Genomic DNA, 22,086 nt, shown 5'->3' with positions numbered 1-22,086 from the left:
TGCAAAATCTGTCAGGCGATATGCATAAATTGCTATCTTCGTCTTGTTGCTAATCCCATGCTTTCTTTCCTGTTTATAAAAATCAGAATCTAACATTATATTAGCTCTTTTTCAACTTGAGGTAAACATACGAGCGTCTGGCTGAAGATGGCTTTTTGTAAAAATGTAGTTTTCTTAAGGCCAATAGTTTCGGGTGGTTCATACAGACCTGTCAGCGTTTATTCATCCGCACAAACGCTCCCTCAATAACCTGACAGCGTCTGGCTGAAGATGACTTTTTGTTAATATGTAGTTTTTTTAAGGCCAATAGTTTCGGATGGTTTATACAGACCTGTCAGCGTTTTATTCAACCGCACAAACGCTGTCAGGTTAGCTCCCGCCCATCAAGTAAATATTAACAAACTATAGCTTTCCCCCGTAATGCTTTTTATACAGTTCGATAGAATCCAGCACGATTTGAAGTGCGATGTCTTTGTCCTGAATGTCTTCCACTACGACGGTTTTGTTTTCAAGTTTTTTATAATCCTCGAAAAAACTTTGGATTTCCAGTGAAAAATGATCGGGAAGTTCGGAGATATCATTGATGTGACTCACGCTTTTATCGTGATCGGCTACAGCAATGATCTTGTCATCTTTTTCCGTCCCGTCCATCATTTGCATGACCCCGATTACCTTGGCGCTGACGATGCACATCGGTACAATATCCATTTGTGAGAGGATCAAAATATCCAATGGATCCCGGTCTTCGCAGTAGGTCTGCGGGATAAATCCATAATTCGCGGGGTAGTTCACCGAGGAGTAGAGCACCCGGTCCAGTCGAAGGAGTCCACTTGCTTTATCGAGCTCGTATTTTGCGCGGCTGTTGCGCGGAATCTCTATAATTCCATTTACAAATTCAGGAACTTTGTCTCCGATGTGAACTTCGTGCCAGGGATTGAACATATATTGAGTGTTAGTTTTTAGGTAAAAGGTATCCGTTACTATTGATCTTCAAAATTTGGCGCAAAGATAGAAGAATATTTAAAACGTCGAAGCACAAAACAGATCTTCCTGAATTTGAGCAATGTGCCGGTCGGAATGAAAACAGACGAGATACAGCCAATCCCGACGGGTCAAATCCCCGAGTACAAAATGCGGATAAGCCGCTTCGGAATCAAGATCAATCTGATCGTTCTCGATCAGGCCGATCAGCTTTTGGCGTCCGGTTTGGAATTCTTCCAACCAATCGGAAATTGATTTCTGTTGATCGCCTGCAGGATTCGAATCTTTGGGGTTTTTAACTTTTTGATGGCGGTTCAGCAGGAGGTCTCTGATTTTATATTTGTGGTAATGACCGTCTTTCGTCTGGTCAAAGGATTGTTGCACCAAGCCCAGAACGGAACGATCGACGAGAATCACATGTTGAATAACCTGGCTCATGGTCCATTTTTCCTGGGATAAAGGGCCCTCGATTTCTTTCGCGGCATATTCTTTTAGGTAGCTCACAAAATCACGGGTGGAGCGGTGTAGTTCTTTGGTCAAAAGTTCTTTTGTCGTCATCATAATTAGAGCCATTTTCGTTTTTTAAAATAGATAATCAGGAGAATCGTGATCAGAATCATAAGACCCCATATATAGAAATAACCATGAGGCCAGGATAGTTCAGGCATATGGGAAAAGTTCATTCCATACACACCGACGATAAAGGTCAGTGGAATAAACAGGGTGCTGATAATGGTCAACAGTTTCATCACTTCATTGGTCTTGAAACCAATGCTGGACATATAGGATTCTCGCAGACTTTTATTAAGTTCAAAGTACAGATCCAGGGATTCCTTGACCGAGGCCAGGTGATCGTGGACATCTTCAAAAAATATTTTATTCCCAGGGTCTATCAATGAAGTATTGGTGCTTTTTATTTTGAGTAGCGATTCCCGAATCGGGGTGATGATCTTATGCAGGTGAAGCAGATTGCGTTTGTTTGTCATGACCATGGAAAGGTGTTCTCGTTCCGGCTGATTGAAGATTTTATCTTCCAGGGTTTGAATGTCGTCGCCGATGTGCTCGATCAAAGATAAATAGTGATCCACTACCAGATCGATCAAGGCAAAAAGTAAATAATCGGTGTTCTTGGAGCGAATTCGGGAACCCGATCGGTCGATCCGCTCTCGGATGGGTTGAAAATAATCACTGTCAATTTCCTGAAAGGATAAAAGACAATCTTCGGTCAGGATAAAACTGATTTGTTCTTCCTGGAGCGTCTGTATCTGGCCATCGTTGGGGTACACCACTTTTAGGCTAACAAAAATATACGAATCGTAGATTTCAATTTTGGGACGTTGACTGGTATTTAAAATGTCTTCCATGACGAGTGGGTGTATTCCAAATTCTTTGCCGATGCGGTCAACAACGCTTGTATTGTGAATTCCGGTAACGTTGAACCAGTTGACTTTATCCGGTTCAACCAGGGCACTTATTTCACCGGCTGAATCCAGACGAATCGTGTGCGCTTGTGATTCGTCATACCGGGTACAATGGATGGTTGACAGGCCCTCCTGGTTTTTACCCACGTAGACCAGGGTCCCCGGTGAAAGCCCAGCCTTTCGATTTCTATTTTTCCAAGGTTTGTTCTTATTTGAATCTTTAGTCATCCGGTTTTTTTGCCAAAAGGGGGTGCAAAAACGTACAACCCTATTGATCATCAATAATTTAAGAAACTTTTAAAGCATTATGAGCAACTTCTTTTCTCCAATCTCTGTTATAAAATTGAATTTACGCATCATAGCGCAGACGACGAAGCGAATAGATATATAAAATATAAACATTTAAACATTTTTCGGCGATTTGTTTGAAGTAGGGAAGCGGGATCCGGGGCAACCTCGGCATCCCGCTTTTTTCATTCCTGGGCTCTTTTCCGGTCTATTTCCCTGAGGTGAATTCGCTGTATTTTCATAAATAATGACATTAAGTAAGTTATTACTCAAGTTTTGGCAGTAATGATGAGCTGTGGTCTAAGGTATACAGTGCGACCTCTCTGAAGTCGAGATAAAGCCATATATCAGATCTAATATACTGTGCCCCACGCTGTGGGTCATCTTTTTCTTTGAAAGAAGGTCATTGCTTTTCCTGCTGAACATTTCAAATCTGTACTTTTTTAAAGACCTCAGCGAGGTCCAAGTGTAGTAGTTCAATGAGGTGTTGTTCGTTGCGACCACCTCGATGTCTGTATCAACTTTCGTAGAGCGTCGCACTGTCCATGCAGAAATCAATGGTTTGACAATTACCGAAACTTAAGTTATGAGAATAAAATACCCTGTTTATATTACAAATTTCACGACACAGCATGTGTGAACATGGATAGAGCAGCGTGCCGAAGGAAAGTCCCTTTGGGGCGATAGATCATAGCCCCGCTGAAAAAGCGGGGCAGGTTCTGGGGTGTCCACCCCAGGGTTGTGCGATAACACTATGGAGTCCTGTAGGGATGACAGATGAACCGATCCACCCTATGAGACCAATCGTATTTTACAGAATCTTAGGACCATGACTGCGTGCCGCTCTTTCAACAGAACTATGCACTGCCGTCCCAACTTGTTCAAGGAATTTGAACCATGAGATCATATTACAAATATTTTGTACATAAGATTTTTTTTAGATCACAGAATATACTTTCTTGCTAAGAATTAACAAAGGGTCAAGCAGCTTCACTCTGGTTCCTAAGATTCAATTCGAAAGTAGCAGGGATTATCAGATTGGTTTCGGCTTGGAATGTACAGAATGCCCCTTTTAGTTTTTTGATATATCCCCCTTGCCTATAAATGACAGTCCACGAAAGCTATCAAAACCCAATACACCCCCAGTAACGGCTGCTTTAGCTGCCTATAATTTCATTCCTTGAGAATGAAATTATACCACCTCTAAATCATTTTTCCTGCTGCATTCCTTATCTTTTTCATATTTGTATATACCAACTTTATCTTGAATCCAGTAAAAGCCGCGTTAGTTCAGGAATGGGAGAGTTATCCGTATATTTTTGTGAAAGAGTAAATTGAATTAAGAGGAAGGAATGGCCTGTCGGCCATTGCGCCACCGCTAAAGCTTCAGCGAACGCGGTAGGCGGCTAAAGCCAGCTTGCCCCGCATGGAATTTGGGGCTTGTACGAGGGTTTATCTGGTCTTTTTCTGACTTTGGATTTATAGAATGCCCCTTTTAGTTTTTTGATATTTCCCCCTTGCCCATAAATGACAGTCCACGAAAGCTATCAAAACCCAATACACCCCAAGTACCGGCTGCTTTAGCTGCCGATAATTTCATTCCTTGAGAATGAAATTATACCGCCTCTAAATCATTTTTCCTGCTGAATACCTTATCTTCCTCAAATTTCATTAACTAACCATGAGTCTAAAAACAAACTATAAAAACCGGCTCCCTCATCTTGCACCTCCTGGTGCCACTTTCTTTGTTACTTTTCGTTTAGGTGACAGTCTTCCACAAAAGGTGATCAAGGAATTACTCACAAGCTTGGAGATAACTATTCAACGATTGAAGAGGGAAAAGCCTTCTCAATTTAAAACACAGATCTATAATGAACGAAAGAAACACTTCAAACAATTTGAGCATCAATTAGATGACAAGCCCTATGGAAATTGTTATTTAAGGGAACCGCTCATCGCACAAATTGTCCTAGATAAACTGCATGAATTAGATGGATCTTATTATGACCTTATCGCGTATTGTATCATGCCTAATCATGTTCATGTTGTAATTGATACATCCATTCAACTAGGTGATGAACATAAAATTCTGTTGGAAAAAGTACCGGATAATTATGTACAGTTACACGATATTATGCAACGTATAAAGGGAAGCACTTCATTTGAGGCGAATCAATTGCTTGATCGACATGGACCTTTTTGGGCCAAAGATTCATATGATCATTATGTGAGAGATGAACAGGAGTTGATTAATATTATTCAATACATCATCTTGAATCCAGTAAAAGCCGGGTTAGTTCAGGAATGGGAGAGTTATCCGTATACTTATGTAAAAGAAGGATTTGAATTAGGCGGCTAAAGCCGCCTGTACGAGGGTTTATCTGGTCTTTTTCTGACTTTGGATGTATAGAATGCCCCTTTTAGTTTTTTGATATTTCCCCCTTGCCCATAAATGACAGTCCACGAAAGCTATCAAAACCCAATACACCCCCAATAACGGACTCTTGCGCTAAAGCCTGCCTGGCTAATTCATATTGTTAATATTTGCCGGCAGACAGGCTTCGGCGTCAGCGTGCTGCTTTAGCTGCCGATAATTTCATTCCTTGAGAATGAAATTATACCACCTCTACATCATTTTTCCTGCTGCATACCTTATCTTCCTCATATTGGTATATACCCGCATCATCTTGAATCCAGTAAAAGCCGGGTTGGTTCAGGAATGGGATAGTTATCCGTATGCTTATGTAAAAGAGGAATTTGAATTAGGTTGAAAGAATGGCCTTTCAGCCATTAGGCGGCTAAAGCCAGCTTGCCCCGCATGGAATTTGGGGCTCGTACGGGGGTCTATCTTGTCTTTTTCTGACTTTGGAAGTTAAAGAATGACCGTTGTAGTTCTTGTGAGATATTTCGGGCATTTGTTGTTGGATGGAAATAAGTGAAAGGGTATACCACTCTCTTAATATATTGGACTCGTTGGAGACTTTTCTTTTCCTGAAATTCCTGTTTGGCCTAATAAAAAATGGTTCAGTGGTTGTTGAAGAACAAATGAATCAAGAAATTCACCTCGGTTTCATCCTCATAAATTTTTGATCACATCCATCGACCATTCCGGCCCGTTTTCCATATCGAGTAGGGCGTTGATGAGTTTTAACCGGTCAAACTGCTGTAAATCGCTCGGTTTAATGGGTTCTTCTTCAATGACTCCGGATTGGAGTAACCGCGAGCGTTGGGTTCCGGGAAGTAAAGGATGAGCCGGCGTAATCCACCGATCATCGGTACGAAACAGCAAATTGGCATAGCTGCTGTCCGTAATCCACCCATTTTTGACGATGATGATGTCATCGGTTTCAGCCTGGGATATAAGTTCACTAAATATTTTTCGATCGGTATATTTATAGCTGTAGTCCAGGTCGTTGGTATGCACCAAGGCAAAGGAGGCGGGCTTCTTTACCTGATACGGGGTCCAGGTGATTTCCTGGACGTCGTGATCATAGACCACCCGGCATTTGATCCATCCCTGGCGTGCGTGGGCCGGAACAGAAAGCACCGAGTTTAGGTCTGGCGTACTTCTGGAGTCGAAGAAATGCAGGATCGTCCGATCCATTCGTTCCTGATGGTCAGCCAGGTGCTGGATTTGCCCCTCTTTGACGCTGATGGTTTCAATAAACTGGTACATAAATCTTTTCAATTAATTCGTTGTATTCCATCTCCAGATCACTCAATTGATGAATCCCACCGCCACTTTTGTAGACCAACCCTTGAGGAGTTTCTTCGATAAATCGAATCAGGACACAGCTGTCAAGGTTTTGACCATCAAAATACCCGCCGATACCGGTGTAAAAACCCCGCTCATAATTTTCTACCCGTCGGATGATATCAACCGCATTCTTTTTGGGAACTCCCGTGATCGATCCGGCTGGCAAGAGCGTAAACAAAAGATCGCCTATGGATTTATGGAAGTCCTGGGCCAGGGAACCTTTGATTTCTGAACTGGCCTGCCACAATTGATGATCTCCCGCATTGACCTTTTCAAAGTAGCGAAATCTTTTGACCTGGATGTGCTGGGCGACCTGCCCCAGATCATTTCTTAGCAGATCAACAATGGATGCGTGCTCGGCTTTTTCCTTGGTGTCATTCCGCAGCCTGGCCAATGCATCAGGATCGTCGGCCCGAATAGTGCCTTTCATGGGGTGGGTGTAGATTTTGTCCTGATGGATACGGATGAAAGTTTCCGGTGAAAAGACCACAAATTGACCCGGAACCAGAATTTTGTACCTGGCCTTCGCCCGCTGGTAAATGTCGGTTAAGCTACCTGTTGAATGGATTGGTGTGGCACGCGTAAGATTGAGCAAGTAGATATTACCTTGGTGCAGTTGATCCTGTACTTTATGAAATTGCTGTGCATATTGTTCCCGGGAAGGGGGCTCAAAACAGAGCTTCGGGGCTGTATAAAAATCGAACTTTTGCCGCCCGGTGTGGAATTGCGGGAAATCGAACGCGATCTCCGGAGCTTTCTGATTTAGCGGCTCTTCGATTACCAGGGTTTTCGTCGTATCATAGGAGATGAGGAAGAAAAATGGTGTTCGCTTTTTGCCATATTGGTTCATTTGCTCGATCGCCTGGTGCCTGGTCAGAAACATCTGTTTTCGTTTACCGGTAGCTTGGCATATGGTTTCAGGTGTCATTCAGCCGGTCGTGATTAATTTCATTGGGTTGCATTTTTATATCAATGCCATAAAGCTGCAAATTTACATATTCATTTCTTATTTTCAGTGAAATGAGATCATGACCCTGTAATACTTATTATTGTCATTATTAAAAATAGATCGTAATTTTACACGTAAAATAAATGACGTATGAGTAAGTTGACCTTATCCATCCAGCAAGATATTATTGACGATGCAAAAAAATATGCCAAGTCCAAGGGGAAGAGTCTGTCTGGTATAGTAGAGACGTATTTAAAAACATTAACTCAAGGCGACAAATTTGATAAAGAGAAAACGCCTCGTGAAATAATCAACGAATTACGAGGTTCAGTAAAATTTCCGGAAGAATTTACTTCTTATAAGGATTTATGGACGATGCATTAATTGAAAAATATCTAAAAAAGTGAAGAAGACATTTTTAGATTCCGATGTTGTATTGGATCTGCGTTTTGGTCGAGATCCTTATGACCGTCATGACTCCGCGAGAATATTTAGCGAAATCCAGATCGGAAAGTGAAATGTAATACACTCATACTACGTGGTTAGAAGCGTCCAAAATAAGTAAAAGAGACGTGGATGTGATTTTCATTTAACCGAGACATTAAAATACCAAAACCCGGTCAAAAAATAAGATGGTCAAGTTGAACACCTAAGGAGTTCAAAGCACTAACGTTCCCCTCCCCGAATGGCGCCTATCGGCTAATTCGGGGTTATTCACCTTCAACACCTTCGGCGTTGTTCGATCATCAATATGAGGTCGAATAGATTGAATTATCACGATAAATAGAGTTTATCACTACGCAGTACCCAGGATGGGGTTCAAATTGAATAACCCCCGGCAAGCGTAGTGCAGCCGAGGGAGAGAGACCAACCCTATTGAGAACCCCGTATGGGGTTCAACGTTAAGCCTTAGAGCGAAAATGATAAGGGTGTTTTTAGCAGTTGAAATTGAAAACGCTTCAATAATTTGGTAAGAAAATGGCAACCTGGAAATAGGATTGATTTCCACGTAGAGTATTTCCTTAGTCTAATTTACTTGTTTTATACGATTTTGTTTATCTCTGAAATTTATTTTGGATGGGTATGTTACCTCATCTGTGTTAAATACTGTTAATCCGTCGAACTTTATTCAAAATCGTTGTACTTTAATTTTATTACTTCAACTATAAACTTGAAATTATGAGTGATTTAATTTGGTTGATTGTTGTGATACTCCTGATCGGATGGGCGCTGGGATACTTTGCATTTGGTGAAGCCGTCGGTAGTTTGATTCACATTCTATTGGTACTGGCCATCATCGGAATACTATGGCGATTAGCCACAGGCCGGCGACCATGACACGGTTTAATCGCTGATCACGGGCAATGTCGGCGAAGACTCATAAATAAGAAACAAGGTCCACCAGTACGTTCTTAGTGCTGGTGGATTTTTAGTTTAATGCAACTATTTCGATTCCTCTTACAGGTTCAATACAAACAGCACATACCTAAAGTACATCCAAAGTGCCAGGACGTGTACCGATACAGCGGAGCCCCATCCAAGCTTTTCCGGTTACCCCCCTCAACGATCTGACACAACCCTCAACCTCAACCTCAACCTTACCCTTACCCTCCTTGTCCGTCGGAGCTTCGGATTCCTTCGAAGCGTAGGAGGAAACCTCACCCGCCTTGTCCTTCTACGCAAAGAAATAATAAATATAAATTACCAACACGGTAATTCCGATCGATACCGGGATCAAATACCGGTATGGCGTGAGTTCCACAACACCCGATGTAGGCAATTTATACGCCGTTTTTCTTGGATAGATCGCTCCAATGGCCAACATTAGAATGATATTGAATAAAAACAATATTGCCATCACGTGGAGGTAATGAATATAGTGATCAGCACCAAACACGTAGGGCTTGAGTACAAACTGGCTGATGATGTAAAGTGCAGAGCCGGATATGATCGATATCTTTGCTGCGATCGCCGGCACATATTTGGTTAGATACCCCACTACGATGATGGTCAGAATGGGAATGCTATAGGCTCCATTGACCTCCTGTAAATAGCCAAAGAGTCCGGAGGGCGCATTCGCGATAAAAGGCGCAATAAACATGGCCAGGAACGCCAGCAATACCCCGAAACGTTTGCCATTGCGAACGATTTGTCGCTCCGTCGCCTCCTTGTTGATGTATTCCTTGTAAATATCGATGCCAAATAAGGTCACCGAACTATTGAGTGCACTGTTGAATGAACTAAGGATGGCACCAAAAAGCACGGCAGCAAAAAAGCCGATAAAAGCCGGAGGGAGTACTTGATTAACCAACATCGGATACGCCTGATCGGCGATTTCCAGGTCGTCACCAAACATGTAATAGGCAATAATCCCGGGAAGAACAACAATAATGGGACCCAATACCTTCACAAAAGCCGCCAGCAAAAGCCCTTTTTGGCCTTCACGCAAATTTTTAGCCGCCAGAGCACGCTGGATGATGGCTTGATTGGTCCCCCAGTAAAACAACTGCACCAACATCATCCCGGTAAATATGGTCGAGAAAGGCACATAGCTGTCCAGTCCGCCGATGGAGTCAAAGTGCTCCGGAACCGATTCATACAGCGTGTCGATTCCTGTCCATACACTCCCGTCACCTATCATCAATAATCCGAATATGGGAATCATCAATCCTCCGATCAACAGCCCGATGGCATTGATACTATCCGAGATGGCCACCGCTTTTAGCCCCCCAAATATCGCATAGATCGAGCCGATAATCCCCAGGCTCCAAACCCCCAGCCACAACGAAGCATTAAATGAAATTCCGAGTGTCTCGGGGATGTCAAACATGGTAATGATCGCCAGGGACCCCGAATACAAAACAATGGGCAGGAAGACAACGACGTACCCACTCAGAAAAAGAATAGATGCGATTGTTTTTGTGGTCTTATCATACCGGTTTGCCAAATACTGGGGAATCGTCGTCAATCCCATCTTCAGATAACGGGGCATCAGGAAGAGGGCAGTGACCACCATGGCCAGTGCGGCCAGTGTTTCCCAGGCCATGACCAGAATGCCCTGTTCATAAGCTTGTCCATTCAATCCGACGATTTGTTCGGTCGATAAATTGGTCAGCAGCAGTGATCCTGCGATGACTCCGGCCGTCAGGCTTCGTCCCCCCAGAAAATACCCGTCAGAAGTTCCTTCGTCCGTTCCCCGGGTATAGAAATAGGAAACAAGCGCCACGAGTAATGTAAATGCTAAAAACGTAATAATGGCCATAAACTGTCTTTTGTTTGAAGTAACTAGGCACAGGCCAGATGGTGTGACACCAAAGAATAGTTCACACTGACTCTGACCGCCGATGGTTCATATGCGCCTAAATTTAGAAATTAATAACAGAATAGTGTGATTCTGGGGATGGGATTTTAGAAGATAATAGATTTGACAGTTTTCCGTCCTCTTTTCGTCCAGAACAACGAGATGAACAAGTTGGATAAGGTAAGAACTATTGTATCGATTACCACTGGATGTGTCGAGCATTAGTGTTTATATACATGAAGGGAAAAGAGCCGTTGGCTCGGATTATATGATAGCCCCCGGTTTCAACCGGGGGGATAATGGATTGAATTAATTTGAGAGCTGTAGGCTCGGAAAATTTCAATCACGGAAATGTCTTATACCTCATGCCTTTTTACGCAGTATTGAGGTAGTATTTTAAGTTTTGATATTTGTAATATGAACTAACCTTATAAATTCACTGACTGGTTGGGGACAGGACAAAACACTCTAACCAGATAACCCAACTTGTTGGGGATGGAACCGATTCATATAATGCATCCAACTTCTGAATTGCAGCACTAGTTCCATCCAGGGAGCTGAGTCCTTGTACAAATAAAATAAAAACCGAACAAAATTTTAACCCTTGTTTACGCCGTACTTTCCACCTCCGGCCAAGGCTAGTACGAGATAGACTATTCCGTAAAGTATGGCCAGCTCCTTACTGGCGCCACCGTTCGCATGCGCAATAAAAAGCGGGTCATCGGCATGAATAAAAAGCAAGGCGGATACCATGATCAGAAATAAAAAGGTCGCGACAATCCGGGTTTTGTAACCGATAATGAGCAACAAAGAACAGCCTACTTCAATCAGCACCGCCAGGATCAGCGACACAGCAGCGGGGATACCCAGGATCTCAGGAAAGGCCCAGTTGCCGTCCAGGACTTTCATTAATTTACCCCAACCGTGCCCGAAGATCATCATCAAGCCTATTACGATACGGAGAAGAAGAAAAGCCAGATTGGTGTATTTTGCCATGGTGCGACGAATTTAATGGGTGGATATGTGACTTGTTTTAAAATAGGTGGCAAAGTAAGTCAATCTTCCACGGATATTAAAATCCGATACGAGATCAAATACTTATAGGAATATTAAAAAGAGACCGGATGGAAGGAAATGTGGCGATATATCCGTATATTCGCCATTCTATGTGGCAGAAGACCCTTCATATGGCACTCATGATGCTGGTTTACTTAAGTTCGACCAGCATGCTAATCAGCAAACACTATTGCAGTGATCAGCTGATGGGGGCTTCATTTATGTTGGAAGCGGAAACGTGCCACGATAGTGCACCTGTCATGCCTGCATGTCCAAGCCACACCGAAAATAAAAACGATTGTTGTTCCAGTGAGTCTCACTTGGTGAAGACGGAGCTGAACCACGATCTACACCAACCTCAGTTAAAAACCTTTGATTTTTCGGAGCTTCTTCCAGTATTGATTTTTGTTTATTTGGATCAGATGATCTTAGAACAGGAAACTCTGGACCGCTCCATTACAGAATGGGATCCCCCTTCACCCGATGCGGTGGACTTGCTCCGGATCCAGCGATTTCTGTGCTAGCATACCTTGTTTTAAATTGATACTTAATACCTGAATATTTACTTTAGGTGTTGTAGGTTATTTCATTGATAATCAATTTTAAACAATGGTAAATGCTACGTAAAATAAACGGCTTTATTTTTGAGAATAAGATCATCGTTTTCTTATCTATCCTTGTTATCATCGGTGTTGGACTATCGACACTTCCCTTTAAATACGATTTCCCCCTCATCCCGTCTGACCCCGTACCGGTGGATGCGATTCCGGATTTGGGTGAAAACCAGCAAATTGTCTTTACAGAGTGGCCGGGTCGATCGCCGCAGGATGTAGAGGATCAGATTACCTACCCACTGACCAGCACACTCCTGGGGATCCCCGGCGTGAAGTCTGTGCGTTCCAATTCCATGTTTGGTTTGTCCTCGATTTATTTGATTTTTGAAGAGGACGTGGAGTTTTATTGGTCGCGGAGCCGGATCCTTGAAAAGCTCAATGCTTTGCCGGCCAACACCCTCCCTGAAGACGTAAAACCTGCGTTGGGACCCGATGCAACCGCACTCGGTCAGATTTTTTGGTATACGCTGGAAGGCCGTGATACGACCGGCGAAGTGACTGGGGGCTGGGATTTGCATGAATTGCGTTCCATCCAGGATTTCTATGTGAAGTATGCTTTATCAGGCACCTCCGGAGTGGCCGAGGTAGCGTCTATTGGCGGATATGTCAAAGAATACCAGGTGGATATGGATCCCGAGGCGATGAAGTATTATAATGTCACCATGCAACAAATGATTGAGGCCCTCCGCCAGACCAATCAGGATGTGGGCGCTCAGACGATGGAGATCAATCAGGTGGAATATTTTGTCCGGGGGTTGGGGTATGTGAAGAAACTGGAAGATATCGAACAAACCGTCGTACGGATGTCAGATAATGTCCCCATAACAATTGGGCAAGTGGCTAAAGTGAATATCGGGCCAGCTAACCGAAGGGGAATTTTAGATAAATCGGGTGCTGAAGTCGTTGGAGGGGTTGTCGTGGCACGCTATGGATCCAATCCCATGGCCGTCATCGAAGCGGTCAAAGAAAAGATCAGTGAAATAGAACCCGGACTACCCAGCAAAACCTTGAGCGATGGTCGGATCAGTCAGGTCAATGTGGTTCCATTTTATGATCGGGGGGACTTGATTGATGAAACCATTGGCACCCTGGATGAAGCCCTTCGGCTGGAAATTTTGGTTTGTGTGATTGTCATCATTCTTTTATTACTCAATATCCGATCCAGCATTATTGTATCGATTTCCATTCCGCTGTCCGTGCTGCTGACCTTCGTGGCCATGAAGTATTTTGGCGTAGATGCGAATATTGTGGCCTTGTCGGGTATAGCGATCGCAATAGGTACCATGGCGGATATGGCGATTATCGTAGTGGAAAGTATTGTTCACCGACGCGAGGAAATGGCGGGTAAAGAGCCCTTGCTCACCTCGATCCGGCTGGCCACCGAAGAAGTGGCCGGAGCGGTGATGACTGCTATTGCTACCACGGTGATCAGCTTCCTTCCGGTGTTTACCATGGAAGCGGCCGAAGGTAAACTATTCCGACCGTTGGCATTGACCAAGACCTTTGCATTGGTGGCTTCCATTCTGGTGACCATATTTATTATTCCAACCGTATCTTATTGGGTGTTTTTGCTGCGATCAGATCGCCCCTGGGCCCGATTTATAGCACCCATCGGATTGATCGGTATTGGTATTCTGGCCCTCGTTTTGAATTTTCACATTCTGGGCTATGTATTAATGGCTCTGGGTGTTCTGGAGGTGGTCCTTATTTTGGCGCGGCGGATCTATACTTCCTGGCCGGAACAGCGCTGGAAATGGATCCAAAGCATACTGTATGGTTTGTCCGGTATTCTTTTGCTGGCCAATTTTTGGATGCCTTTGGGGGTGACCAAGTCCATGTTGGTTAACGGCGTGTTTTTGGTCATTGTGATTGGTGTGCTGATCAGTATCCTGTATCTGGTTTTGATTTATTACGAACCCATTTTGCGGTTTGTATTGCGTATACGATGGGCTTTTTTGGTTTTTGTGGTCGTGTTGGTGGTGTTGGGATTTCGTATTATGCAAAATACCGGAAAGGAATTTATGCCTTCGCTGGACGAAGGTTCCTTTCTCCTGATGCCAACCTCTATGCCACACAGTGGGGTACAAGAAAACCTGAAAAATCTTCAGCTTCTGGATATGGCTGTGACATCGATTCCTGAAGTAGAAACGGTCGTCGGGAAAGCCGGTCGGGTTAATAGTCCACTGGACCCGGCCCCCTTGTCCATGTATGAAAATGTTATAATCTACAAACCGGAATTTAAGACCAACGACAAAGGCTATCGCGTGAGATACCGGGTCGATGATTCAGGAGACTTTGTCCGGGATGATCGCGGCAAGTTGATCGAAGATCCCAATGGACAGTATTTTAGAAATTGGCGTCCTGAGATTAAGAATCCAAATGATATCTGGGACGAAATCGTTCGCGTCTCCAAATTACCGGGAGTCACTTCCGCACCCAAGTTGCAGCCCATCGAAACGCGGTTGGTTATGTTGCAGACCGGAATGCGTGCTCCGATGGGAATCAAGGTGCGCGGAAGTGATTTGGAAACCATTGAGCGCTTTGGCGTTCAGTTGGAACCCGTCCTGAAAGAGGTCGAAGGCGTGAAAAGTTCAGCGGTTTTTGCCGACCGTATTATTGGCAAACCCTATTTGATGATCGATATCAAAAGAGCGGAAATCGCCCGTCACGGTCTGACCATCCAGGATGTGCAAAACTATATTCAGGCTGGTGTGGGCGGTCGTGCAGTGACTAAAACCGTGGAAGGCCGCGAGCGGTATGATATACGGATCCGATTGCCCAGAGCATGGCGTAACAGCCCAGAGCAGCTGGAGCAAATCCTTATATCCACACCAACGGGAGCTGAGATCCCGCTGGGCGAATTGGCAGAGATCAAGTATGAGCAGGGACCACAAGCCATCAAAAGTGAGGATGGGTTTCTGGTAGGCTACGTATTGTTTGATAAAGAAGACGGTTACCCGGAAGGCGAGGTGGTCGATCAAACTAAAAAACTCATCCAGGAAAAGATAGCGGAGGGCGCGCTGGAGGTTCCGCCTGGGGTCCATTTTGATTTTGCGGGGAACTACGAACAACAAATCCGGGCCAATGAACGGTTGGCTTTGGTGGTCCCGATTGCCTTAGCACTCATCATGCTAATCCTTTATTTTAATTTTCGTTCCATCGCCATCACAGGGATGGTCTTTAGCGGGGTCTTGGTCGCTTTTGCGGGTGGATTTTTTATGATCTGGCTGTATGGCCAGGGGTGGTTTATGGATTTTAACCTCTTTGGTACCAACATGCGAGAGGTGTTTCAGATTCATACCATTAACCTATCAGTGGCGGTATGGGTCGGATTTCTGGCTCTGGCCGGTATTGCTACAGATGACGGGGTCCTGATGGCCACTTTTATCCAGACCTCCAGCAAAGAGCTGAAGCCGGTCACCCGGGAAGAGGTGCGGGAAGTCGTGGTGAATGGCGGGTTGCGGCGGGTGCGACCTGCGATGTTGACCACAGCTACGACCATATTGGCGTTGTTGCCGGTACTTTCCAGCTCGGGACGCGGAGCAGACATCATGATCCCCATGGCTATTCCATCTTTCGGAGGAATGGCCTTACAGGTGATCACGATGTTCACCGTACCGGTCTTGTATTACATCTATTTAGAATATAAAGTCAGAAGAAATGAAAAATAGAAAATGGAAACTTGATATGGGTACCCAGAGCCCGGAAAAGAAAGGCCGGGGTTTCCACCGTGGAGGATGGCTGGGTAAGCAACGATTTGGTCCCGCGCTACTCCTTGTTTTGGGATTGATCCTGGGATCTACAGTGACCGTTCAGGCGCAGTCATTGGATACCTTGATTGACAGGATGTTGCGAGACAATCCAAAGCTGGAATCTTTGCGGATGGATTATGAATCAGCGTCCTACAAGGAGGGTGAATTTAAAGATTTACCGGATCCGATGATTTCTACGGGCTTTTTCCCGTTAGCGGTCGAAAGCGGCATGGGTCCGCAGCAATTGCAAATCGGAATTTCTCAAACCTTGCCGTGGAACACGGTGCTACAAAATCGAGCTCAGGTTGCCCGGGAAGAGGCTAATTTGCTAAAGGTCAAGTATCATATTGCGGAAGAAGATCTGACGCTGGGCGTCGAACAACTTTATCTGCAAATCTGGCGGGTAAACGAGGAAATTGAACTGCTCAAAAGTCGATTGCCTTTGATCCAGGCGTGGAACCAGGTATCCTTATCAAAAATGTCCGCCAATCAGGTGAGCGCCAGTGATGTGTTGCAGATTCAGGTATTTATCAACGAGGTGGAGAATGCCATACAAGTTTTGGAAAATCAGAAAAAATCATACCGGGTAAGATTACACCGGATTCTGGGTACGGATCAGTCCAGCGGAGACGACCCCAATGATCTGGATATTGAACTGAATCCGGATACTACGCTGCAAAGGTCGGTCGAATCCGTGGATAATTCGACTCAATTACCGGATTTGGATTGGTTTGACCAGCAAATGCAAATCTCAGAAGCTGTCCTGGAGCGAAATACCTCTGAAGGATTTCCCACCATTGGATTGGGGCTGGAGTATACCATCGTTGGGAAACGTAAAGATGTAGACGTACCGTACAATGGCCGGGATATGATCATGCCGATGTTGTCCGTGAAAATACCTATTTATAGGAAAAAATACGACGCGGTCCGGCAAAGAGAAAAAGCGCTCCAGGCCTCTATTCATCTGAAAAAAAGAGATAAGGAACTTGAAATTCAAGAGAATATCGCACTGGCCAAAGTAAATATTGAGACCGAAATGGAGAATCTGAGAATTTACAATGAACAGATTGAAATTTTAGAGCGGACGGTGAATATGCTTTATGCCGAATACAGTTCTGAAGGATCTAAATTTATTGAATTACTTCAAATGCAAAACCAACTGATTGATTTTGCCTTGAAGAAGTTGGACGCTAAAGTTAAAATACACAACTCAAATCTAATCATCAAAAGGTGGCAACCATAAATCGAGCATTATGAAAAAGAATAGTATATATATCGTGATTGGAATGACAATCTTTGGTCTTGGCCTCCTCGCGGGGCGTATGTTTTTTAATTCTACTGCTCCGACGATCGAGGGGCACGACCATGTAGAAGACACTAAGGAGGAGGAAACGATATGGACTTGTTCCATGCATCCGTCCATTAAGCAACCCGAACCGGGCTTATGTCCCATTTGTGGTATGGATTTGATTCCTCTGGAGGCCAATACATCCCAGGATCCGACTGCCTTGACGATGACGAACGAAGCCATTCGTCTGGCGCATATTCAGACCCAACCGGTGGGGCAAGATGGGAAAAATGAAACCTCGAATGCATCCTGGTTAATCAATGGAAAAATACTTCCGGACGAACGTCAGGTGTATGCCCAGGTTCCACACCTCACCGGTCGGATTGAAAGCCTTGAGGTCACCTATGAAGGAATGTATGTCAAAAAAGGAGATAAAATAGCAGATATTTATGCACCGGATATTATAGCGGCGCAACGCGAATTCCTGGAAGCTCAAAAATTAAAGGACATCAATCCGGCTCTTTTGGAGTCCGCGCGGGATAAGTTGAGGTTTCTTAAGATTCCGGCGTCCTTCATTGAAAATCTGGAAAATACCGGAGAGGTCGTCGAAACTTTTCCGCTCCTTGCCGGTAAAAGCGGCTATGTACTCAATAAAAAAGTGGAGGTTGGGGATTACGTCAGCAGTGGTCAGGTCTTGTTTGATATTTACAATCTGGGATCCTTGTGGGCTGTTTTTGATGTATATGAGAAAGACATATCCAAGGTGGAAAGGGGGGATGTTATTGAGTTTTCTGCGTTGGGGGTGCCCGATCAAAAATTTAAAACCCGGATCGATTTTATCAACCCTTTGCTGGACCAGGATACGCGGGCTATACGGATCCGGGGGCAAGTTGCGAACCGGGGCGGCGTACTTAAACCACAAATGCTGATCCGTGGAAATTTGCTTTCCGGTTCTGATACCAAAACGGGGCCTATGATGATACCGAAGACTGCTGTGTTGTGGACCGGCCGGGAGTCGGTGGTGTACGTCCAGGATACGACGATGGATATTCCGACGTTTACTTTTCGGGAAGTGACTTTGGGTTCTGAAATTGGCAGCCAGTACCAAGTATTGGATGGTTTGGCACCTGGCGAGGAGATCGTCACAAATGGCGTATTTGCGGTCGATGCATCAGCTCAATTGAATAATCAGAGAAGCATGATGAACCGTATGGTGGATGCCCCTCATAGTGATGAACATCCGGATAAAATTGAACCAGTCGATCCTGAAGAGGTGACCGAGGAGGCCCGGGGGGATCTTGAATTGGTGCTGCAAGACTACATCAATCTCAAAAATAATTTAGTAACCGGGGAACCAGATCCTGTCCAGCAAAGTTTGGAGGATCTGTCGGCAGTTCTGGATCAGTTGAATGAACGAGAGGACATGGAGGCACATAATGCGGCCTGGAACGCCCATTTAAAGAATTTTAAACATCATTTGAACCTGATGAATAAAGAAACCGATGTGGCCGGATGGAGAGATGAATTTGTTTCCTTGTCCACGGTCTTGATCCGGTGGGTGATGGAGTTTGGGAATCCGGGCACAGAAAAGGTCTATGTGCAGCATTGTCCCATGGCAAACTCTGATCATGGTGCAGACTGGTTGAGCATGGATGAAGACATTCGGAATCCGTACTACGGCAGTCAGATGTTAACGTGTGGTATTACGGAGGATACTTTGATGCAGCCTTAGATATACGTTAAAAAATTTATTTTATTAATTATTAAATTTATTTGAATATGAAAATGCTGAGAATTTTATTATTTCTACCTGTGTTTACCTTATTTATGGTAGCGTGTAATAATGGAGACAATTCCACTCACGATGAACACACTGAAATGCACGATGGTGACCACGAAGGTCATAAAGTGAATCAAGATGGATCAATCAAAGACAAGACCGGACCGGAATATACTTCGGACTATATCTGCCCCATGCACTGCGAAGGCAGCGGAAGTGATGAACCTGGAAAGTGTCCGGTGTGCGGGATGGATTATGTAAAGAATGAGAACTAATCAGAAGCTGAAAAGTCGGGGCAGGTTGTCTGGAAATACGGAGGGATTATCTCACTTGGATTGAAGTCGCTTTAAATCGGACTTCCTGCCAGCTTTTAGCTGATTTCGGCCTGTCATAATATGGCAGTTGAGAACCAAACGACTGATGTGATTTTAGAGCTGATGACTACTTCAGCGTATAATCAACTGCCCTATTACTTTAGCCGCTTTGGATGGGCAATCCAAGGATGGATTTTTTGGTCTTTAAGTCAATGATATTTCAAAATGTGTTGATAATTGATAATGAGGATGTCATGTTGAATTGGTTCCAAAATTACAATAGATTTATAAAATTGAAAAATCAGAACTATGAACAATGAGCAAAACACTTCACAATCGAAGCAACCAAACCATTACACGACATTTTTTCTGATGTTGGGCGGATCCTTTATCGCCATGTACATCACGATGTATCTGAATACCTATGCCATGGATCATGTTTACTTTAGCCTGACCCGCTTTTATATGACCTGTCTGGGGATCTCCGCGATGGCTGTGATCATGCTCAGTCTGATGCTTAAAATGTACCGAAACCGGAAAAAAAATATAGCGATTTATCTGGGTAGCCTGATACTCTTTGTGACCGCGGTCGTATTGGTTCGGGTCCAAAAGCCGATCATCAAGGATGTGTTGTGGATGAAGGCGATGATCCCGCACCATTCCATTGCGATATTAACCAGTGAACGTGCTGATATCAAAGATCCGGAAGTAAAGCAGTTGGCTGAGGATATTATTAAGGCGCAACGGAAGGAGATCGAAGAAATGAAGAAAATGATCAACCGGTTGGAGCAGGAATAAACTTGACAAGGATACATTTAAGATTGGTATTATTCTAATAACCAAAGAAAGAATCAATTCGAAGTGATTTTGTGTCGATATTTTGAATATGATTATAGCAATTTCCGCTGCAGCGGATTGGACATCTTGTTATTCGACATGATTTAATTTCTATTTGGAACATCTTCAATGAATTATTGTTATTTTAGGATTATGAAGAAAGTTGATTATGAACATAAAACCAGAAAAGACGCCGCTAAAGAGACCATCCTCTATGGGGTAGTCTGGGTGTTTCTGGCATTTTTAGTTAGTGGGATTCCTTTATTTGATATGGAATTTAATCTTCTGTACATTGCCGTATCAATATTCTTGTTCATTGAAGGAGTCAGAAAACTCGTTAAAGGAACCAGACGTTTGAAAGAACTAAAAAAATCGGCAATTGAAAGATCGGACAAAGTGGAAATGAGCAATTGATTTTTCTGCCTGGTTCTGTGGGAAGGCTGATTATGAAATATATTTTAATTCGCCAGACAATGCTTAGTAATCATCTATAACTGCACATTTTTTGAGCCATTTCTTGCTGAATCCAGTATCGCTTCTACAACACGTATATCCCGTTGACCCTCTACGCCGGGAACGAGCATAGGTTTGTCGTTGAGGATAGAAAGCGCGTCGTTGTCCATTTGATCGGCTTGTTGATTACAATCACAAGAGCTGAGCGTCTTACCGTCCGTGGTGGTGCCACTTACCCCCGTATAGCTTTGAAAAGGGGAAAGTTGATACCCACCGTTAGGACATTTAATATTGAGATGATTTTTCCCAGTATTGTATGTGACCAGGCAATTGGCCGTAATCCCACCGGGAAATTCGAGATCAAAATAAGTGATTTCATTGGCGCCGTTTTTAAATAGTTCCGGGCGCACATTTTCATGCCGGGCCGTCACTGATGTGGGCTCCAGCCCAGCGCTATACCGGGCTGCATTGAGTGGATAAACGCCCATGTCGTATATAGCGCCTCCGCCTTTTGCACCATCCAGCCGCCAGGCGCCCCAGCTGCCGATTTTAAAACCAGCCGCGGTGTCTATAGTCTGTATCGATCCATACGGTTTTGTCTTTGCCCAGTCCATAATCTGTCTGGTGTTTTTTTCATGTTGCATCCGGTAGCCGATGGCTAGTTTTACTCTGTTTTTGTGGCAGGCGTCAATGATGTCCTGGCACTCGGCGGCCGTCATCGCCATGGGTTTTTCACAGAAAACATGTTTGCCTGCATGGGCTGCTTTCACGGCGTACTTCATGTGCAGAAAGGTGGGCGTCACGATATACACCACATCGATATCATCATTATTGGTAAGTTGGTCCATGTTTTCATAGTTATAGACATGGGTATCCTTGATGTTGTATTTTTGTTGCCAGACTGGGATTTTATCCGGACTTCCGGTGACGATGCCACGCAATTCAATATGCTTGGTTTGTTGCAAGGCGGGAGCGAGCTGATTCGTCGCATACGAACCTAATCCCAATAGCGCAACACCTAATTTTTTATGAATGGGTGTGGGTGTGATGATATATGGATAGGGGAGGGAAGTGGCTGCCAGAAACAGGCCTGATTTTTTAATGAATGTTCTGCGATTTTTCAAAGTAATGATTATTTTGTGAGAATTGGGAGTCTTCCATATCAACTAATCCGTGATGAGGAGAAAGGGATGGATTCATACTATATTTTTTCCCTCATCCACCATTCGAGAGTTATAAACGATCAAGATACGAATTAAGTTCCATTCTTTTCCCGGTCGCAGAACAGAGAATAT

At 44.1% G+C, this 22,086-nt stretch carries 19 protein-coding genes; 11 read left to right on the top strand and 8 right to left on the bottom strand.

Annotation, left to right across the window (positions count from 1 at the left end; genetic code table 11):
• Positions 1-402: 402 nt before the first annotated feature.
• The 3 genes from KUV50_RS17960 to corA all read right to left on the bottom strand — a co-directional run bounded on the left by KUV50_RS17960 (position 403) and on the right by corA (position 2,630).
• Positions 403-942 (bottom strand): inorganic diphosphatase, encoded by a 540-nt coding sequence (locus KUV50_RS17960; protein WP_222581585.1) that lies wholly within the window; start codon positions 940-942, stop codon positions 403-405.
• Positions 943-1,020: 78 nt separating this feature from the next.
• On the bottom strand, positions 1,021-1,542 hold the full coding sequence (locus KUV50_RS17955; protein WP_222581584.1) for a DinB family protein: 522 nt from the start codon (positions 1,540-1,542) through the stop codon (positions 1,021-1,023).
• Positions 1,543-1,544: 2 nt separating this feature from the next.
• Positions 1,545-2,630 (bottom strand): magnesium/cobalt transporter CorA, encoded by a 1,086-nt coding sequence (gene corA / locus KUV50_RS17950; RefSeq protein WP_222581583.1) that lies wholly within the window; start codon positions 2,628-2,630, stop codon positions 1,545-1,547.
• 1,741 nt (positions 2,631-4,371) lie between these two features.
• Between corA and KUV50_RS17945 the strand changes: the two genes are divergently transcribed.
• Complete coding sequence (locus KUV50_RS17945) at positions 4,372-5,049, top strand: transposase (RefSeq protein ID WP_222581581.1); 678 nt, start codon at positions 4,372-4,374, stop codon at positions 5,047-5,049.
• A 250-nt stretch (positions 5,050-5,299) separates the two neighbouring features.
• Entirely contained in the window at positions 5,300-5,461 is a 162-nt protein-coding gene (locus tag KUV50_RS17940) for a hypothetical protein (RefSeq protein WP_222581580.1), read from the top strand.
• 305 nt (positions 5,462-5,766) lie between these two features.
• Here the strand turns inward: KUV50_RS17940 and KUV50_RS17935 are convergent, their stop codons facing one another.
• Positions 5,767-6,366: an aminotransferase class IV family protein gene (locus KUV50_RS17935; protein ID WP_222581578.1), complete on the bottom strand. Its 600-nt coding sequence runs from the start codon at positions 6,364-6,366 to the stop codon at positions 5,767-5,769.
• Positions 6,350-7,375 carry an aminodeoxychorismate synthase component I gene (locus KUV50_RS17930; RefSeq protein ID WP_222581577.1) on the bottom strand — a complete coding sequence of 342 codons (1,026 nt, stop codon included), beginning with the start codon at positions 7,373-7,375 and terminating at the stop codon, positions 6,350-6,352. Before KUV50_RS17930 ends, KUV50_RS17935 begins: the two co-directional genes overlap by 17 nt.
• Positions 7,376-7,546: 171 nt before the next feature.
• Here KUV50_RS17930 and KUV50_RS17925 point away from each other — a divergent pair, with 171 nt between their 5' ends.
• Entirely contained in the window at positions 7,547-7,780 is a 234-nt protein-coding gene (locus KUV50_RS17925; protein WP_222581576.1) for a DUF6364 family protein, read from the top strand.
• 795 nt (positions 7,781-8,575) lie between these two features.
• On the top strand, positions 8,576-8,734 hold the full coding sequence (locus KUV50_RS17920; RefSeq protein WP_222581575.1) for a lmo0937 family membrane protein: 159 nt from the start codon (positions 8,576-8,578) through the stop codon (positions 8,732-8,734).
• A 337-nt stretch (positions 8,735-9,071) separates the two neighbouring features.
• On the opposite strand, the gene KUV50_RS17915 is transcribed toward KUV50_RS17920, so the two are convergent.
• Entirely contained in the window at positions 9,072-10,658 is a 1,587-nt protein-coding gene (locus KUV50_RS17915; RefSeq protein ID WP_222581574.1) for a solute:sodium symporter family transporter, read from the bottom strand.
• A 636-nt stretch (positions 10,659-11,294) separates the two neighbouring features.
• Positions 11,295-11,693, bottom strand: a complete 399-nt coding sequence (locus KUV50_RS17910) for a DoxX family protein (protein WP_222581573.1) — start codon at positions 11,691-11,693, stop codon at positions 11,295-11,297.
• Positions 11,694-11,821: 128 nt separating this feature from the next.
• Between KUV50_RS17910 and KUV50_RS17905 the strand changes: the two genes are divergently transcribed.
• The 7 genes from KUV50_RS17905 (at position 11,822) to KUV50_RS17875 (ending at position 20,752) form a co-directional block, all read left to right on the top strand.
• Positions 11,822-12,277, top strand: a complete 456-nt coding sequence (locus KUV50_RS17905; RefSeq protein ID WP_222581572.1) for an HYC_CC_PP family protein — start codon at positions 11,822-11,824, stop codon at positions 12,275-12,277.
• 92 nt (positions 12,278-12,369) lie between these two features.
• Positions 12,370-16,038 carry an efflux RND transporter permease subunit gene (locus tag KUV50_RS17900; protein WP_222581571.1) on the top strand — a complete coding sequence of 1,223 codons (3,669 nt, stop codon included), beginning with the start codon at positions 12,370-12,372 and terminating at the stop codon, positions 16,036-16,038.
• Positions 16,028-17,362 carry a TolC family protein gene (locus tag KUV50_RS17895; RefSeq protein ID WP_222581569.1) on the top strand — a complete coding sequence of 445 codons (1,335 nt, stop codon included), beginning with the start codon at positions 16,028-16,030 and terminating at the stop codon, positions 17,360-17,362. The genes KUV50_RS17900 and KUV50_RS17895 overlap by 11 nt, the downstream gene beginning before the upstream one ends.
• A 10-nt stretch (positions 17,363-17,372) precedes the next feature.
• A complete protein-coding gene (locus tag KUV50_RS17890) occupies positions 17,373-19,139 on the top strand; it encodes an efflux RND transporter periplasmic adaptor subunit (RefSeq protein WP_222581568.1) in 1,767 nt (588 codons plus the stop codon).
• 47 nt (positions 19,140-19,186) lie between these two features.
• On the top strand, positions 19,187-19,462 hold the full coding sequence (locus tag KUV50_RS19495; protein ID WP_261395393.1) for a heavy metal-binding domain-containing protein: 276 nt from the start codon (positions 19,187-19,189) through the stop codon (positions 19,460-19,462).
• 348 nt (positions 19,463-19,810) lie between these two features.
• On the top strand, positions 19,811-20,299 hold the full coding sequence (locus KUV50_RS17880) for a DUF305 domain-containing protein (protein ID WP_222581567.1): 489 nt from the start codon (positions 19,811-19,813) through the stop codon (positions 20,297-20,299).
• 192 nt (positions 20,300-20,491) lie between these two features.
• The gene (locus tag KUV50_RS17875) at positions 20,492-20,752 is read left to right on the top strand and encodes a hypothetical protein (RefSeq protein ID WP_222581566.1); all 261 of its coding nucleotides are present in this window, start codon (positions 20,492-20,494) and stop codon (positions 20,750-20,752) included.
• A 74-nt stretch (positions 20,753-20,826) separates the two neighbouring features.
• On the opposite strand, the gene KUV50_RS17870 is transcribed toward KUV50_RS17875, so the two are convergent.
• Positions 20,827-21,915, bottom strand: a complete 1,089-nt coding sequence (locus tag KUV50_RS17870; RefSeq protein WP_222581565.1) for a Gfo/Idh/MocA family protein — start codon at positions 21,913-21,915, stop codon at positions 20,827-20,829.
• Positions 21,916-22,086: the final 171 nt, after the last annotated feature.

It is taken from the genome of Membranihabitans marinus (genome assembly GCF_019802045.1).
Classification (GTDB): Bacteria; Bacteroidota; Bacteroidia; order Chitinophagales; family Saprospiraceae; genus Membranihabitans; species Membranihabitans marinus_A.
The sequence above is the reverse complement of the archived record's forward strand: the minus strand, read 5'-3'. Positions and strand labels throughout refer to the sequence as shown.

What these genes read in the sequence shown, in the direction of transcription:
- KUV50_RS17960 (WP_222581585.1), bottom strand. Translation starts at nt 942, where the DNA reads ATGTTCAATCCCTGGCACGAAGTTCACATCGGAGACAAAGTTCCTGAA.
- KUV50_RS17955 (WP_222581584.1), bottom strand. Translation starts at nt 1,542, where the DNA reads ATGATGACGACAAAAGAACTTTTGACCAAAGAACTACACCGCTCCACC.
- corA (WP_222581583.1), bottom strand. Translation starts at nt 2,630, where the DNA reads ATGACTAAAGATTCAAATAAGAACAAACCTTGGAAAAATAGAAATCGA.
- KUV50_RS17945 (WP_222581581.1), top strand. Translation starts at nt 4,372, where the DNA reads ATGAGTCTAAAAACAAACTATAAAAACCGGCTCCCTCATCTTGCACCT.
- KUV50_RS17940 (WP_222581580.1), top strand. Translation starts at nt 5,300, where the DNA reads ATGAAATTATACCACCTCTACATCATTTTTCCTGCTGCATACCTTATC.
- KUV50_RS17935 (WP_222581578.1), bottom strand. Translation starts at nt 6,366, where the DNA reads ATGTACCAGTTTATTGAAACCATCAGCGTCAAAGAGGGGCAAATCCAG.
- KUV50_RS17930 (WP_222581577.1), bottom strand. Translation starts at nt 7,375, where the DNA reads ATGACACCTGAAACCATATGCCAAGCTACCGGTAAACGAAAACAGATG.
- KUV50_RS17925 (WP_222581576.1), top strand. Translation starts at nt 7,547, where the DNA reads ATGAGTAAGTTGACCTTATCCATCCAGCAAGATATTATTGACGATGCA.
- KUV50_RS17920 (WP_222581575.1), top strand. Translation starts at nt 8,576, where the DNA reads ATGAGTGATTTAATTTGGTTGATTGTTGTGATACTCCTGATCGGATGG.
- KUV50_RS17915 (WP_222581574.1), bottom strand. Translation starts at nt 10,658, where the DNA reads ATGGCCATTATTACGTTTTTAGCATTTACATTACTCGTGGCGCTTGTT.
- KUV50_RS17910 (WP_222581573.1), bottom strand. Translation starts at nt 11,693, where the DNA reads ATGGCAAAATACACCAATCTGGCTTTTCTTCTTCTCCGTATCGTAATA.
- KUV50_RS17905 (WP_222581572.1), top strand. Translation starts at nt 11,822, where the DNA reads ATGGAAGGAAATGTGGCGATATATCCGTATATTCGCCATTCTATGTGG.
- KUV50_RS17900 (WP_222581571.1), top strand. Translation starts at nt 12,370, where the DNA reads ATGCTACGTAAAATAAACGGCTTTATTTTTGAGAATAAGATCATCGTT.
- KUV50_RS17895 (WP_222581569.1), top strand. Translation starts at nt 16,028, where the DNA reads ATGAAAAATAGAAAATGGAAACTTGATATGGGTACCCAGAGCCCGGAA.
- KUV50_RS17890 (WP_222581568.1), top strand. Translation starts at nt 17,373, where the DNA reads ATGAAAAAGAATAGTATATATATCGTGATTGGAATGACAATCTTTGGT.
- KUV50_RS19495 (WP_261395393.1), top strand. Translation starts at nt 19,187, where the DNA reads ATGAAAATGCTGAGAATTTTATTATTTCTACCTGTGTTTACCTTATTT.
- KUV50_RS17880 (WP_222581567.1), top strand. Translation starts at nt 19,811, where the DNA reads ATGAACAATGAGCAAAACACTTCACAATCGAAGCAACCAAACCATTAC.
- KUV50_RS17875 (WP_222581566.1), top strand. Translation starts at nt 20,492, where the DNA reads ATGAAGAAAGTTGATTATGAACATAAAACCAGAAAAGACGCCGCTAAA.